The organism is Rhizobium sp. TH2 (genome assembly GCF_024707525.1).
In the GTDB taxonomy this organism is placed as follows: domain Bacteria; phylum Pseudomonadota; class Alphaproteobacteria; order Rhizobiales; family Rhizobiaceae; genus Rhizobium_E.
In genome coordinates, this window is sequence record NZ_CP062231.1 from 3829688 (window position 1) to 3843755 (window position 14068).

Genomic DNA, 14068 nt, shown 5'->3' on the forward strand with positions numbered 1-14068 from the left:
CAAGACGAGGGATAATGGAACAGGGCCGGACGAAGTTCCGGCAGCATGAAAATCAAAAGGGCCGCTCCAAGAGCGGCCCCCATGAGATTTGGCCTCTGACGGGCCGGATCGCATTTCTACGATCCTAGGAAGGTAGGCTCAGAGCGAGGGCTGCCCCGCTGTCTTTACCTGAACTCCCATGCCGGTCACGAGTACCGAAAACTCATTAGACATCGGATCACCTTCCTTTCTGTTCGTTGACGTTGATTTGAATGTAATCCTGTTCGCCCTGATTGCAAGGTCCCTGCCTCCCAATTAAATTTACATCCTGAGGAGAAACGTGATGGAAAAAATTCTCGGGCTCGGCGGCTTCTTTTTCCGGGCAAAGGACCCGAAGGCGCTGACGGATTGGTACGAAACCCATTTCGGCATCAACCGCGTCAGCCAGAGCTACGGCGAGCCAGCCTGGCAGCAGAAGGCAGGCACCACTGTCTTCGCGCCCTTCAAGCAGGACACGGACTATTTCGGCGCGGCGGATAAGACCTGGGCAATCAATTTCCGGGTCGCCGATCTCGACAGGATGGTAGAACAGCTTCGCGCTGCCGGCATCGAAGTCACGATCGATCCGGAAACCTACCCCAACGGCCGCTTCGCGACGCTCCACGATCCCGAGCAGAACCGGGTCGAACTCTGGCAGCCGATGCCGGCGAAATAAGACTTACACGTGCCCGTCCGACGGAATGTTCAGTACCGCGCCGCAATGCTTGCAGTGCACGGCATCGGCCTCGTGCAGGAACAACCCGCAATCCTCGCAGGTAAAGCGCACCTTCGACGGACGGAACATCGTCTGGATCAGGCGCAGGAACAGCGATACTCCGAACACCATGATCAGGATGGAGATCAGCCGGCCGTGCTGGCCGATGAGCGTCACATCGCCGAAGCCGGTCGTGGTCAGCGTCGTGATGGTGAAATACATTGCATCGAGAAAATTCGTAACCTCGGGATTGATGTTCACCTGGGTCACAAAAACCAGCTCGGTCATGATGAAGACGAAGACGATCAGATTGACAGCGCTGAGGATCACATCCTCATGCCGCTTGAAGAGCGGAAAATCCTCCCGCAGCGTCTTCTGGACGCGATACGTCCTGAGCACCCGCAGGATTCTGAGGCTGCGCAGGAACGACAGTGTGCCGCCGACCAGCGGAATGATCAGCGAGGCCATGGCGATGAGGTCGGCGATATTGAGCAGGTTGAGGACGAAGGGGCCCTTTCTCGACGCGATCCAGAAGCGCGCGAGATAATCCAGACCGAGATAGATGCCGAAGACCAGGTCGACCCATTTCACCCATGGCTCGCCATGGAAATAGGTCACGACGACGAGAAACAGCACGGTCGTGATATCGGCGATCAGCAAGCCATAGCGAAACCACTCGGCCGTTTCGGACTTGCCCTCGTAAAGCGCCGCGATACGCCCCTTCAGTCTCAATTCTTCCATCTCCGCCCCGCTGGCACGCAATCCGGCATAGCTTAATCACGTCCCGAGGGTCGCTCAAGCCCAACTTCGGATTGCGGATGGTGCGCCCGCCCACGTCGCGCCGTGCCGGTTCCGGGCTAGCGGACGTTTACCGCGTCCTCTAATCCAGCATTCATGATCTACATCTATCTCTTCGCCGCTATCGTCCTCGAAGTCATCGCCACCTCGGCCATGGCGAAATCAGACGGCTATACAGCGCTGTGGCCGAGCGTCATATCGCTGATCGGATATGGCCTGGCCTTCTTTCTTCTGTCGCTGGTCACCCGCACCGTGCCGGTCGGCATCGTCTATGCGGTCTGGTCAGGCGCCGGCATCGTACTTGTCGCCGCAGCCGGCTGGCTGCTCTTCGGCCAGAAGCTCGATCTGCCTGCCATCATCGGCCTCGTCATGATCGTGGCCGGTGTGCTGATCATCAATCTTCTCTCGAAATCCGTCAGCCATTGAGCGCATTGCATTCGGAGCGCCGCCGGGGCATGTATCCCGCCATGTCCGATGCCCCCACAATAGCCAATCCGCACACTATCCACGCCACCGGCCACGAAAAGCTCAAGGCGCATTTCGCCATGATGCTGTTTGCCGTGCTGATCGCCGGCTCCTTTTCGCTTGGCGGGTTGGCTGCCACGCGCATGCCGGGCTTTGCCGTCAATCTCGTGCGCTATGCGGTGGCGATCGGCGCGATGGCGGCATTCGGCATCTGGTTTTTGAGGGTGGAACTGCGCTTTCCCTCGGCACCCTGGCGCTTCCTGCTGCTCGGGGGGCTGATGGCCATCTACATGTCCACCATGTTCAAGGCGCTCGAATTCACCAGTCCCGTCTCGACGGGTGCGGTTTTCACCCTGATGCCGCTGATCAGCGCGGGATTTGCCTGGCTCTTCATGCGACAGGTCACGCGCCCCGCCGTGATGGCATCGCTGGTCATCGCTGCCGCGGGTGCCGTCTGGGTCATCTTCCGTGGTGATATCGACGCGATCCTCTCCTTCGATGTCGGAGCAGGCGAGGTGATCTTTTTCGTCGGCGTCGTCTGCCACGGGGCCTATGCGCCGCTTCTGCGCAAGTTCAACCGGGGAGAACAGCCGTTCAATTTCGCCTTCTGGGCCGTAGCCGCGACGTTCCTCTGGCTGATCCTGCCCGGTGCGCCGACGATCCGATCGGTCGAACTCGCGCAAGTGCCGGGGATTGTCTGGTTCGCGATCGCCTATCTCGCCATCGTCACGACGGTGATCACCTTCCTGCTGCTGCAATATGCTTCGATGAGGCTGCCGGCGCCCAAGGTGCTTGCCTATGGATATCTGACGCCGAGTTTCATCATCGTTCTCGAAGGACTGCTCGGCCATGGCTGGGTGCATCTGTCGGTCGTTGCCGGCGCCTTGGTGACTGCCTGCGGCCTGCTGGTCATGGCGCTGCTGCCGGACTGAGCACCCACTCCGGCTCGTGCGAATATCCAAATCTCGGCCGGATGGAGACCAATCCGGCCGATCATTGATTTGGCTGACCGCTTAGCGAGCCACCATCTTGTTCTTGATCAGGCCAACGACGATCTGCAGGATCGCGCCACCGACGCCGCCGCCGACCAAGTGGGTCACGATCGCGCCGATATCCATCGAAGCCGCCGCCGGAGCGGCGGCCGTGGCGGTGGCTGCGCCTCCCATGAGGGTACCGAGCAGCGTGCCGCCGCCGAGACCGCCGATCGCGCCCACGATCAGGTTGACGATTGGCCCGAGATCGGAATCCTTGATGATCTTGCCGCCGCCGAGACCACCGATCGCGCCGCCGATAAGCTGTGTAATAATTGCCGTAAGATCCATATTACCCTCCACCATAGGTCCCCACTGCGGTGAGACCACACTCTTTGTACTCCATACCGGTGAGTCTGGATAGTAGCCCGCGATTGCTTGCACAGGATGCCGTGGAACGTCGGGTTTGCCGTTACTTGCTGATTGCCAGACCGCCCATGAACAACTGTTCGAGATAGCGCGCCGCATCCTCGAAACGCCCGTCGCCGGATTTTTCCTGGCCCAGCACGGCGCGCACCTGCACGTCGAAGTCGGCATAGTGCTGCGTCGTCGACCAGATCGAGAAGATCAGGTGGTAAGGGTCGCATTTGGCGATCTTGCCGGCCTTCGCCCAGGCGCGGATCACCTCGGCCTTCTCGTCCACCAATTGCTTGAGCGGCCCCTTCAACTCGTCCTCGATCAGCGGCGCACCGCGCAGTACTTCATTGGCGAACAGCCGGCTCTCGCGCGGGAAGTCGCGCGCCATTTCCAGCTTGCGGCGGATATAACTGCGGATCTCGGCTTCCGGATTGCCCTCGGCATCGAATTCCCGCAGCGGATCGAGCCAGGTATCGAGCACGCGCTCGATCAGCGCCTTGTGCATCGTCTCCTTGGTGCGGAAATAATAGAGCAGGTTCGGCTTCGACATGCCGGCGACCTCGGCGATCTGGTCGATCGTCGCACCACGAAAGCCATGCATGGAGAAGACCTCCAGCGCGGCCTCGAGAATCTGCTCCTCCTTCGCCTCCTGGATGCGTGTCCGGCGCTGGGTCCGTGCTGCCCTCGGTATCGGCATGTACTCGATGTCTCCCGCCCTCGCCCGTCACCGAAAAATGTCTGCTGGCACTTGCTTTTTCGGCTTGAGTGCGGCGCCAGAAATTGTAATGTTTACCAAACGGTCAAATTATTGGACAAATCGTTTCTCAAACGCAAGTCCAATTCGGGAAACAGATAAAAATCATCGGCCCTTGACCACGGGAACATCGGCGCGGAGGACTTCTGCGCCCAAGGCATGAATGCCAGCCAGGGAGATTATCGTGACCGCACGCGGCGAGAACATGCGCATCAACAGCGACCGGCTGTGGGATTCGCTGATGGACATGGCCAGGATCGGCCCGGGCATCGCAGGCGGCAACAACCGCCAGACGTTGACCGATTTCGACAATGAAGGCCGCCACCTGTTCAAACAGTGGTGCGAGGCATCAGGCATGACCATGGCCGTCGACAAGATGGGCACGATGTTCGCGACCCGCCCCGGCACCGATCCCGAAGCGCTCCCCGTCTATGTCGGCTCCCACCTCGACACCCAGCCGACCGGCGGTAAGTATGACGGTGTGCTCGGCGTGCTCGCCGGCCTCGAAGTCATCCGCTCGATGAACGATCTCGACATCAAGACCAAGCACCCGATCGTCGTGACCAATTGGACCAACGAGGAAGGTGCCCGCTTCGCCCCCGCCATGCTCGCCTCCGGCGTCTTCGCGGGCGTGCACACGATGGACTATGCCTATGATCGCAAGGACCCCGAGGGCAAAAGCTTCGGCGATGAACTCAAGCGCATCGGCTGGGTCGGCGAGGAAGAAGTCGGCGCCCGCAAGATGCACGCCTATTTCGAATATCACATCGAACAGGGCCCGATCCTCGAAGCGGAAAACAAGCAGATCGGCGTCGTCACTCATGGCCAGGGCCTCTGGTGGCTGGAATTCACGCTCACCGGCAAGGAAGCCCATACCGGTTCGACGCCGATGAATCTCCGCGTCAATGCCGGCCTCGCGATGGCCCGGATCATGGAAATGGTGCAGGGCGTGGCGATGCAGAACCAGCCGGGCTGCGTCGGCGGCGTCGGCCAGGTGTTCTTCTCGCCCAATTCGCGCAACGTGCTACCGGGCAAAGTGGTGTTCACGGTCGATATCCGTTCGCCGATCCAGGCCAAGCTCGACCGCATGCGCGCGGAAATCGAGGCCGAGGCGGCAAAAATCTGTTCCGCCCTCGGCGTCGGCTGTTCCGTCGAAGCCGTCGGTCATTTCGATCCTGTGACCTTCGACCCGGCGCTGGTCACCGCCGTCCGCAAGGCGGCCGAAGACCTCGGCTACAGCCACATGGACATCATATCAGGCGCCGGCCACGACGCCTGCTGGACCGCCAGGGTCGCCCCCTCCACCATGATCATGTGCCCCTGCGTCGGCGGCCTTTCCCACAACGAAGCCGAGGACATCTCCAAGGAATGGGCCGCCGCCGGCGCCGACGTGCTGCTGCGCGCGGTAGTGGAAACGGCGGGGATTGTGGAGTGAGGGACCATCTTCTTCGTCCATTACTGGCGAAGATGGCGCTCTTTGGATCTCTTTTTGGGATAGGGTTGCTTGTCTGGATCACAAACCTCCTGGCCTTTCGAACAAGCTATTCCCGCTTGCGGGATGAGCATAACCACATGAAATACCTCTACGATCAAGGCGACGAGAACGTTAGAAGCGCATCGGGAGACAGTATCGGCGACATGTTCGAGTACGTGTCGATGGCCAGAAAAGAGTACCTGGATGCATTGGAATTCGTCCTGTTGTTCGGCGCACTTCCGGCAATGCTACTCTGGTTCGTAATTGCTTTTCGCGGGTCGACGAGGTCGTATTTGAGATCTGGCGAGAAGAGTCCTGAAGACAAGCAAACACGCTAAGAATACGGGAACAAGAAAATGACCAAAATCATCAAGGGCGGCACCATCGTCACCGCCGATCTCACCTACAAGGCCGACATCAGGATCGAGGGCGGCAAGATCGTCGAGATCGGCCAGAACCTCTCGGGCGGCGAGACGCTGGATGCGACCGGCTGCTACGTCATGCCCGGCGGCATCGACCCGCATGTGCACCTCGAAATGCCCTTCATGGGCACCTATTCCACCGATGATTTCGAGAGCGGCACGCGCGCCGGCCTCGCCGGCGGCACGACCATGGTGGTGGATTTCTGCCTGCCCGGGCCGCAGCAATCGCTGCTCGAGGCGCTGCAGATGTGGGACAACAAGACCTCCCGCGCCAATGCCGACTATTCCTTCCACATGGCGATCATCGGCTGGAACGAGCGCGTCTTCAACGAGATGGAGACCGTGGTCAAGGATCGCGGCATCAACACGTTCAAGCACTTCATGGCCTATAAGGGCGCCTTGATGGTGAACGACGACGAGATGTTCGCCTCCTTCCAGCGCTGCGCCGAGCTTGGCGCCCTGCCGCTGGTCCATGCCGAAAACGGCGATGTCGTTGCCTCGATGACCGCCAAGCTGCTCGCCGAAGGCAACAACGGCCCCGAGGCCCATGCCTATTCCCGTCCGCCCGAGGTCGAGGGCGAGGCTACCAACCGCGCCATCATGCTCGCCGACATGGCCGGCGTGCCGCTCTATGTCGTGCATACGTCCTGCGAACAGGCGCATGAAGCCATCCGCCGCGCCCGCCAGAAGGGCATGCGCGTCTATGGCGAGCCGCTCATCCAGCACCTGACGCTCGACGAGAGCGAGTATTTCAACAAGGACTGGGATCATGCCGCCCGCCGCGTCATGTCGCCCCCCTTCCGTTCGAAGCAGCATCAGGACAGCCTCTGGGCCGGCCTGCAATCGGGCTCGCTCTCGGTCGTGGCGACCGACCACTGCGCCTTCACCACCAAGCAGAAGCGCTCAGGCATCGACAATTTCTCCCTGATCCCGAATGGCACGGGCGGCCTTGAAGACCGTATGCCGATGCTCTGGACCTACGGCGTTGCAACGGGCCGGCTGACCATGAACGAGTTCGTCGCGGTCACCTCCACCAACATCGCCAAGATCCTCAACATCTACCCGAAAAAAGGCGCGATCCTGGTCGGCGCCGATGCCGATATCGTGGTCTGGGACCCAAAACGCTCCAAGACCATCTCGGCCTCGACCCAGCAATCGGCGATCGACTACAACGTCTTCGAAGGCAAGGAAGTCACCGGGCTGCCGCGCTTCACGCTCACCCGCGGCGAAGTGGCCATCGAGGAAGCGACCGTCAAGACCAGGGAAGGCCACGGCCAGTTCGTCAAGCGCGAACCGTTCCAGGCGGTCAACAAGGCGCTTTCGACCTGGAAGGAACTCGTGGCGCCACGGAAAGTGGAGCGCACGGGTATCCCAGCGAGCGGGGTGTGAGGGTTGAATCCTTTACGAAGCCCGCTAATCCGCCAGCCTCTCCAGCTCCGGCAACAACACCACGCTCTCCTGTTCGTTGGGATCGGTGCGCGCGATCACCGCCGTCGCGGGCTCCGTCGCCGACCGGTTGACCGGCAGATGCGGCACGCCGGCCGGGATGTAGAACATGTCGCCGGCCTTGGTCATGATACGGTGTTCGAGATTGGCGCCGTAGAAGGTCTCCACCTCGCCCGAAATGATGAAGATCGCCGTCTCGTGCCCCTCATGCATATGCGCCTTGGCGCGACCGCCGGGCGGCACGGTCAGCAGCATCATCGCTATACCATGCGAGCCGGAGGATTCCTTCGAAATGCCTTCGAGATAGGAAAATCCCTGCTTACCGTCATAGGGGATTGCCGGGCGGATCAGCTTGCATTCGGGAAGCGGTGATGATGACATAGCAGAAACGTCCTCTTCAAAAAATTACAGGCGGAGAACCGCCGTGGGAACAGAATATGAAACTGGGTGACCATGTCCAACACTAATGAAACCGTCGTCGCAGCGAGCGATCTGGGTCTCACATTCGACACCAATGACGGGCCGGTGACGGCGCTGACCGATGTCAATCTGGATATCAAGAAGGGTGACTTCGTCTCCTTTATCGGGCCATCGGGCTGCGGCAAGACCACGTTCCTACGCGTGATTGCGGATCTCGAAAAGCCCACGTCTGGAACCATCTCGGTCAACGGCATGACGCCCGAACAGGCGCGCCACAAGCGTGCTTATGGCTATGTCTTCCAGGCCTCGGCGCTCTATCCCTGGCGCACGATCGAGAAGAACATAGCGCTGCCGCTGGAGATCATGGGTTATCCCCGGGGCGAGCAGATCGCCCGCATCCACCGCACGCTCGATCTCGTCAACCTCACCGGCTTCGAGAAGAAATATCCATGGCAGCTCTCCGGCGGCATGCAGCAACGCGCCTCGATCGCCCGCGCCCTCGCCTTCGATGCCGACCTGCTGTTGATGGACGAGCCGTTCGGCGCGCTCGACGAAATTGTCCGCGACCACCTCAACGAGGAGCTTCTCAAGCTCTGGGACCGCACCAACAAGACCATCTGTTTCGTCACCCATTCGATCCCCGAGGCTGTCTATCTCTCGACCCGGATCGTGGTGATGAGCCCGCGGCCCGGCCGCGTCACCGACGTCATCGAATCGACGCTGCCCAAGGAACGCCCGCTGGATATCCGCGAAACACCGGAATTTCTCGAGATCGCCCACCGCGTCCGCGACGGCCTGCGGGCTGGCCACTCCTATGAACTCTGACCACACCCATCGCCTAGGAAAGACAGTTAATATATGAGCGGAACCTTCGTCCTCCTCCTCGCAGGCGCCTCGGCCATTTTCATCGCGGCGGCAACGGCAACGCGCGCCTATATTTCTTCGGATAACTGGCTGTGGGTCGCACTTTCGCTGTCCCTTTATGTTGCAGGCAACCTCGTCATGATCCGCATCATGCGCGAGGGCGGGCTGGGTCTTGCAATCTCAGTCTCGGCGATCGTCCAGCTCATTCTTGTCAATGTCATTGCGCTCGTGGTTTTCGGCGAACGCCTGACCAATATCCAGATCGGCGGCGTGGTCCTCGGCATCCTGGCAATGGTGCTGATGATATGGCCGCAAAAGGTTGGAGCGTAGCATGAGCAGTCCGGCCAAGGCGCGCGACAAGATCGTTCCGGTCCTGACCATCACCGCGATCATCATCGTCGCATGGTACGTCGCCGCGATCCTCATGAACGCGCCGTTCCAGCGCGACCAGGACAAGCGCGATGGCGTGACCTCCACCATGTCGGAACTCGTTGGCAAGACGCTCTCGCAGCCCAAGCCCACCATGCCGGCGCCGCACCAAGTGGTCGAGAATCTCTACAAAAACATCTTCACGGTAAAGCCGTGGTCGGCGCGCAGCCTCGTCTACCACGCATGGGTGACGCTCTCATCGACCTTGCTCGGCTTTGCCATGGGCACGATCCTCGGCGTGGTGATCGCGGTCGGCATCGTGCATGTGCCGGCGCTCGACAAGTCCTTCCTGCCGTGGATCATCGCGTCGCAGACCATCCCCATCCTTGCGGTCGCTCCGATGATCGTCGTCGTGCTGTCGGCGGTCAATATAACAGGGATCCTGCCCAAGGCGCTGATCTCGACCTACCTCTCCTTCTTCCCCGTCGCGGTCGGCATGGTGAAGGGATTGAGATCGCCGGAGGTCATGCATCTCGACCTCGTGCATACCTATAATGCCACGAAATGGCAGACCTTCTGGAAGCTGCGCGTGCCGGCTTCGATCCCCTTCTTCTTCACCTCGATAAAGGTCGCCGTGGCAGCGAGCCTTGTGGGCGCGATCGTCGGCGAGCTGCCGACCGGCGCGGTCGCCGGCATCGGCTCCAAGCTGCTCGCGGGTTCCTATTACAGCCAGACCATCGACGTCTGGGCGGCGCTGATCGCCGGCTCCATCGTCGCCGTGCTGCTGGTCACGATCGTCGATATCGCCGCCAAGCTGGTTGGCATGAGCATGGGGGCGCGGCCGGAATGACCCGTTTCAAACTGAACTGGCAATCCACGCTTGCTGCGATCGCTGTGATCGTCAGCCTCGTGTTCCTGCCGCTGACGACCATGGCGTCCACGCTGGTAACCGTGCTCGTACTGCTCCTGATCGCTGCCTCGGTCGCTCTCGCCTCATCAGACGCGAACCGCAACACCACGGCAATCGGCCTCGGCGTCATGGTTCACCTCGCCGTGCTCCTGTTGATCGGCACGGTCGCCGGCGCCGAGGGAACCGCGGGCTGGAGCTTCTTTGCAGCACTTGCTGCCTGCTGGCTGCTGGCCTGGCGGCTGATCACGATCCTCTCGGGCGACGGCCGCAGAAACGCGGGCGGCGCCATTGTCGGCCGTGTCATCGTGCCTGCGATCTTTGGCGTCTGGATTCTCATCCTTTGGGAAGCCATCACCCGTGGCGCCGGCGTGCCTTTCGTGCTGCTACCGCCGCCCTCTTCCATCGGCGTACGCATCGTGTCGTCGATACCCATCCTCGCCGCCGACTTCCGGCAGACGGTGCTGAAGGCTGTGCTGTTCGGCTTCTTCGTCGGCTCCGGCGCAGGCTTCCTGGTCGCCGTGCTCGCCGATCGCTTCCGCTTTCTCTCCAACGGCCTGCTGCCGATCGGCAATCTCGTTTCCGCGTTGCCGATCATCGGCGTCGCACCAATCATGGTCATCTGGTTCGGTTTCGACTGGCAGTCCAAGGCAGCGGTCGTGATCGTGATGACCTTCTTCCCGATGCTGGTCAACACGATCGAAGGCCTGAAGACCGCCGGCCGCATGGAACGAGACTTGATGCAGACCTACAATGCCGGCCATTGGCAGACGCTGGTCAAGCTGCGCCTGCCCGCCGCCATGCCCTTCATCTTCAACGCGTTGAAGATCAATTCCACGCTTGCCCTGATCGGCGCGCTGGTGTCCGAATTTTTCGGCACGCCGGTGGTCGGCATGGGCTTTAGAATCTCGACCGAAGTGGGTCGGATGAACCTCGACATGGTCTGGGCTGAAATAGCTCTTGCAGCCCTTGTCGGGTCGTTGTTCTATGGCGCTATCGCACTTCTCGAGCGCGCCACAACCTTCTGGCATCCATCATACCGCTCTTGATGGGTGCCTTAACAACAGGGGAATAAGAAAATGAGGAAGACAATGAAAATCACTCTCGCTCTGGCCATGTCGCTTATGGCCGGTTCGGCGCTCGCCGCCGACAAGGTCGTGCTGCAGCTGAAATGGGTCGCCCAGGCGCAGTTCGCCGGCTATTACGTCGCCAAGGACAAGGGCCTCTATGAAAAGGCCGGCCTCGATGTCGAAATCAAGGCGGGCGGCCCGGATATCGCGCCCGAGCAGGTCATCGCCGGCGGCGGCGCCGACGTGATCGTCGATTGGGCCGGTGGCGCGCTTGCCGCCCGCGAAAAGGGCGTCGGCCTCGTCAACATCGCCCAGCCGTTCAAGAAGGCCGGCATGGAACTCGTCTGCCCCAAGGACGGCCCGGTCAAGACCGAAGCCGATTTCAAGGGCAAGACGCTCGGCGTCTGGTTCTTCGGCAACGAATATCCCTTCTACGCTTGGATGAACAAGCTCGGCCTCAAGACCGAGGGCGGCGCCGATGGCGTGACCGTCCTCAAGCAGTCGTTCGACGTCCAGCCGCTGATCCAGAAGCAGGCCGACTGCATCTCGGTGATGACCTATAACGAATACTGGCAGCTGATCGACGCCGGCTACAAGGCCGAAGACCTCGTCGTCTTCAACTATTCCGCCATGGGCAACGACCTCATGGAAGACGGGCTCTACGCCATGGAAGACAAGCTCAAGGACGCTGCCTTCAAGGAAAAGATGGTCAAGTTCGTCAAGGCTTCGATGGAAGGCTGGAAATACGCCATCGACAATCCCGATGAAGCTGCGGCGATCGTCATGGACAATGGCGGCCAGGACGAGAACCACCAGAAGCGCATGATGGGCGAAGTCGCCAAGCTGATCGGCGAGCCCGACGGCAAGCTCGACATCGCGCTTTATGAACGGACGGAAAAGGCGCTGCTCGACCAGAAGATCATCGCCAAGAAGCCGGAGGGCGCCTACACGCTCGACATCACGGATGCCGCTTCGAAGTAAGCTTCGAGTTCAGTCGGATATCCGGAAGGCGGGTCGCGAGGCCCGCCTTTTTCGTGACTATCTTGCAAATGTTTGGCAAATCACGCAGCACTGCATGCAACCACGAGTTAGTGAGAGGTGCCGCGATGGGCTTTAGGATATCATGGATCGCATTCGAAGGGTTGGAGCGACAATCCTGCCTCGATCTGGTAGGCATGATCGATACCAACCAGTTGGACGAAGCGTGTGAGGCGCCGTTTTCTATGGCAGACCTCCCGACAGGCTGGATCGTTCTGTTCTCCAACGACTTCGACTATGCGTCGGATGATCGACTGGCTCGGCTGTCAGGCCGATGCCGAGTCGTGGGCTGCCAGGTCGAAGAGACCATCATGTACTGCCGCACAGTGGGTTATGGGAGCGGCAAACTCATTTGGTCAGCAGCGCATGACTCAAGCGAGGGACTGTTGCATCTCAAAACCAGCGGGGCTTTGCCGAAGCAATTCAAGGAGATTGAGCGCCGCCTCCTCGAAGAGCAGGAGCAAAGTGGCAGCGAAAGTTCGGACACGGATTACGTCTTTGATATCCCTATTGAAACTGCGGCTATGCTGACCGGCTATAGGCACGATCAGTGGAAGTTCGATTGGGGAGAGCCGGCTTTCACAGCTCTCGCTGCAACCATATCTGAGGAAATCAAGCAACCTTTCTGGAAAAAGCTTCTTGGTGTGAAATCCTGAGACACATCCCTCAAAGCGCCTAATCAGGATTGCAGATGCGAAAAGCCCGGCGCTTGCGCACCGGGCTCCATTTCATCTATCCAAATTCGGCTTACTTCAGGCCGATTTCGAAATAGTTGTACTTGCCGTCTTCGCCCTTCTTCCACTCATACATGGTGTAGTCGGGACGGGTGATGTCGCCCTTTGTGTCGAAGCCGATATCGCCGATAACGGTTTTGAATGGGCCCTTTGCCTTGGCGGCTTCAGCGACCTTCGTCGGGTCGTTTTCGCCGGCAGCCTTGGCAGCGTCAGCGAAGATCTGAACGGCAGCGTAGGAGTAGAGCGTGTAGGCTTCCGGTTCGAAGCCCGCGTCGCGGAACTTCTTGACGGCGTCGGCGGCGTTCGGGTTGTTACGCGGATCCGGCGGGAAGGTCATCAGCGTGCCGTTGACGGCGTCGCCGGCGATCGAAGCCAGTTCGTTGGAGGTGATGCCGTCGCCGGACATCAGGGTAGCCTTGAGGCCCTGGTCGGCCATCTGGCGCATGATGAGACCAGCTTCGGTGTGCAGGCCGCCGAAATAGACGATCGAGACGCCTGCGTCCTTCATCTTGGCGATGAGAGCCGAGTAGTCCTTTTCACCGGGGGTGATGCCTTCATAGATCACTTCGGTGACGCCGAGGCCGTTCATGGCCTTCTTGGTTTCGTCGGCAAGGCCCTGGCCGTACGGGGTCTTGTCATGAACGACAGCGACCTTAGCGTCCTTGAACTTGTCGAAGATGTACTGGCCGGCGACAGTGCCCTGCTGGTCGTCACGACCGCAAACGCGGAACGTGTTCCACAGGCCGCGCTCGGTGAAGTTCGGATTGGTGGAAGCCGGGGTGATCTGGAGAATGCCGTTCTCGGCATAGACTTCCGAAGCCGGGATCGAAACGCCCGAGTTGAAGTGGCCGACCACGAACTTCACGCCGTCACCGACGAACTTGTTGGCGACCGAGATGCCCTGCTTCGGGTCGGAGACGTCGTCACCGAGCACGATCTTGATCTGTTCGCCATTGATGCCGCCAGCGGCATTGATGTCTGCGGCGGCCTGTTCGGCACCCTTCTGGAGCTGAGCGCCGAATGCGGCGTTCGGGCCAGTCAACGGACCCGCGACGCCGATCAGAATGTCGGCCCAGGCGGAACCGCCAAACGCAACCATGGCGGTAAGAGCCACGGCTGAGAGAAGCATCTTCTTCATTTTTTAACTCCCAAATTGAGGCGGGCTTGTTCCCTTTCCTCCCCTGGT

Annotated in this window: 17 protein-coding genes; 12 read left to right on the plus strand and 5 right to left on the minus strand. The window is 60.3% G+C overall.

Annotated elements, in window-relative coordinates:
- Positions 1-322 precede the first annotated feature (322 nt).
- Positions 323-694: a VOC family protein gene (locus IHQ71_RS18965; RefSeq protein ID WP_258158000.1), complete on the plus strand. Its 372-nt coding sequence runs from the start codon at positions 323-325 to the stop codon at positions 692-694.
- A 3-nt stretch (positions 695-697) separates the two neighbouring features.
- Here IHQ71_RS18965 and IHQ71_RS18970 read toward each other — a convergent pair whose 3' ends face one another.
- The gene (locus IHQ71_RS18970; RefSeq protein WP_258158001.1) at positions 698-1474 is read right to left on the minus strand and encodes a potassium channel family protein; all 777 of its coding nucleotides are present in this window, start codon (positions 1472-1474) and stop codon (positions 698-700) included.
- 153 nt (positions 1475-1627) lie between these two features.
- Between IHQ71_RS18970 and IHQ71_RS18975 the strand changes: the two genes are divergently transcribed.
- Together IHQ71_RS18975 and IHQ71_RS18980 are read left to right on the plus strand one after the other, a co-directional pair.
- Positions 1628-1957, plus strand: coding sequence for an SMR family transporter (locus IHQ71_RS18975; RefSeq protein WP_258158002.1), 330 nt, complete (start codon positions 1628-1630; stop codon positions 1955-1957).
- A 41-nt stretch (positions 1958-1998) separates the two neighbouring features.
- Positions 1999-2928 (plus strand): DMT family transporter, encoded by a 930-nt coding sequence (locus IHQ71_RS18980; RefSeq protein ID WP_258158003.1) that lies wholly within the window; start codon positions 1999-2001, stop codon positions 2926-2928.
- Between the two features lie 81 nt (positions 2929-3009).
- Here IHQ71_RS18980 and IHQ71_RS18985 read toward each other — a convergent pair whose 3' ends face one another.
- Positions 3010-3318 carry a hypothetical protein gene (locus tag IHQ71_RS18985; protein ID WP_258158004.1) on the minus strand — a complete coding sequence of 103 codons (309 nt, stop codon included), beginning with the start codon at positions 3316-3318 and terminating at the stop codon, positions 3010-3012.
- Positions 3319-3439: 121 nt separating this feature from the next.
- Entirely contained in the window at positions 3440-4081 is a 642-nt protein-coding gene (locus tag IHQ71_RS18990) for a TetR/AcrR family transcriptional regulator (RefSeq protein ID WP_258158005.1), read from the minus strand.
- Between the two features lie 241 nt (positions 4082-4322).
- Here IHQ71_RS18990 and IHQ71_RS18995 point away from each other — a divergent pair, with 241 nt between their 5' ends.
- The 3 genes from IHQ71_RS18995 to hydA are packed head-to-tail and all read left to right on the plus strand — an operon-like array spanning position 4323 to position 7423.
- Positions 4323-5573, plus strand: a complete 1251-nt coding sequence (locus IHQ71_RS18995) for a Zn-dependent hydrolase (protein WP_308737856.1) — start codon at positions 4323-4325, stop codon at positions 5571-5573.
- Entirely contained in the window at positions 5570-5950 is a 381-nt protein-coding gene (locus IHQ71_RS19000) for a hypothetical protein (RefSeq protein WP_258158006.1), read from the plus strand. The genes IHQ71_RS18995 and IHQ71_RS19000 overlap by 4 nt, the downstream gene beginning before the upstream one ends.
- Before the next feature lie 18 nt (positions 5951-5968).
- On the plus strand, positions 5969-7423 hold the full coding sequence (gene hydA / locus IHQ71_RS19005; RefSeq protein WP_258158007.1) for a dihydropyrimidinase: 1455 nt from the start codon (positions 5969-5971) through the stop codon (positions 7421-7423).
- Between the two features lie 24 nt (positions 7424-7447).
- Here hydA and IHQ71_RS19010 read toward each other — a convergent pair whose 3' ends face one another.
- The gene (locus tag IHQ71_RS19010; RefSeq protein WP_258158008.1) at positions 7448-7861 is read right to left on the minus strand and encodes a cupin domain-containing protein; all 414 of its coding nucleotides are present in this window, start codon (positions 7859-7861) and stop codon (positions 7448-7450) included.
- A gap of 72 nt (positions 7862-7933) precedes the next feature.
- Between IHQ71_RS19010 and IHQ71_RS19015 the strand changes: the two genes are divergently transcribed.
- The 6 genes from IHQ71_RS19015 (at position 7934) to IHQ71_RS19040 (ending at position 12804) form a co-directional block, all read left to right on the plus strand.
- Complete coding sequence (locus IHQ71_RS19015; protein WP_258158009.1) at positions 7934-8725, plus strand: ABC transporter ATP-binding protein; 792 nt, start codon at positions 7934-7936, stop codon at positions 8723-8725.
- A 33-nt stretch (positions 8726-8758) separates the two neighbouring features.
- Complete coding sequence (locus IHQ71_RS19020) at positions 8759-9094, plus strand: hypothetical protein (RefSeq protein WP_258158010.1); 336 nt, start codon at positions 8759-8761, stop codon at positions 9092-9094.
- A 1-nt stretch (position 9095) separates the two neighbouring features.
- Positions 9096-9983 carry an ABC transporter permease gene (locus IHQ71_RS19025; RefSeq protein ID WP_258158011.1) on the plus strand — a complete coding sequence of 296 codons (888 nt, stop codon included), beginning with the start codon at positions 9096-9098 and terminating at the stop codon, positions 9981-9983.
- Complete coding sequence (locus tag IHQ71_RS19030; protein ID WP_258158012.1) at positions 9980-11089, plus strand: ABC transporter permease; 1110 nt, start codon at positions 9980-9982, stop codon at positions 11087-11089. Before IHQ71_RS19025 ends, IHQ71_RS19030 begins: the two co-directional genes overlap by 4 nt.
- A gap of 30 nt (positions 11090-11119) precedes the next feature.
- Positions 11120-12091 (plus strand): ABC transporter substrate-binding protein, encoded by a 972-nt coding sequence (locus IHQ71_RS19035; RefSeq protein ID WP_258158013.1) that lies wholly within the window; start codon positions 11120-11122, stop codon positions 12089-12091.
- A 194-nt stretch (positions 12092-12285) separates the two neighbouring features.
- On the plus strand, positions 12286-12804 hold the full coding sequence (locus IHQ71_RS19040) for a hypothetical protein (protein ID WP_258158014.1): 519 nt from the start codon (positions 12286-12288) through the stop codon (positions 12802-12804).
- Between the two features lie 91 nt (positions 12805-12895).
- Here IHQ71_RS19040 and IHQ71_RS19045 read toward each other — a convergent pair whose 3' ends face one another.
- Positions 12896-14020 (minus strand): branched-chain amino acid ABC transporter substrate-binding protein, encoded by a 1125-nt coding sequence (locus tag IHQ71_RS19045; RefSeq protein ID WP_258158015.1) that lies wholly within the window; start codon positions 14018-14020, stop codon positions 12896-12898.
- Positions 14021-14068: the final 48 nt, after the last annotated feature.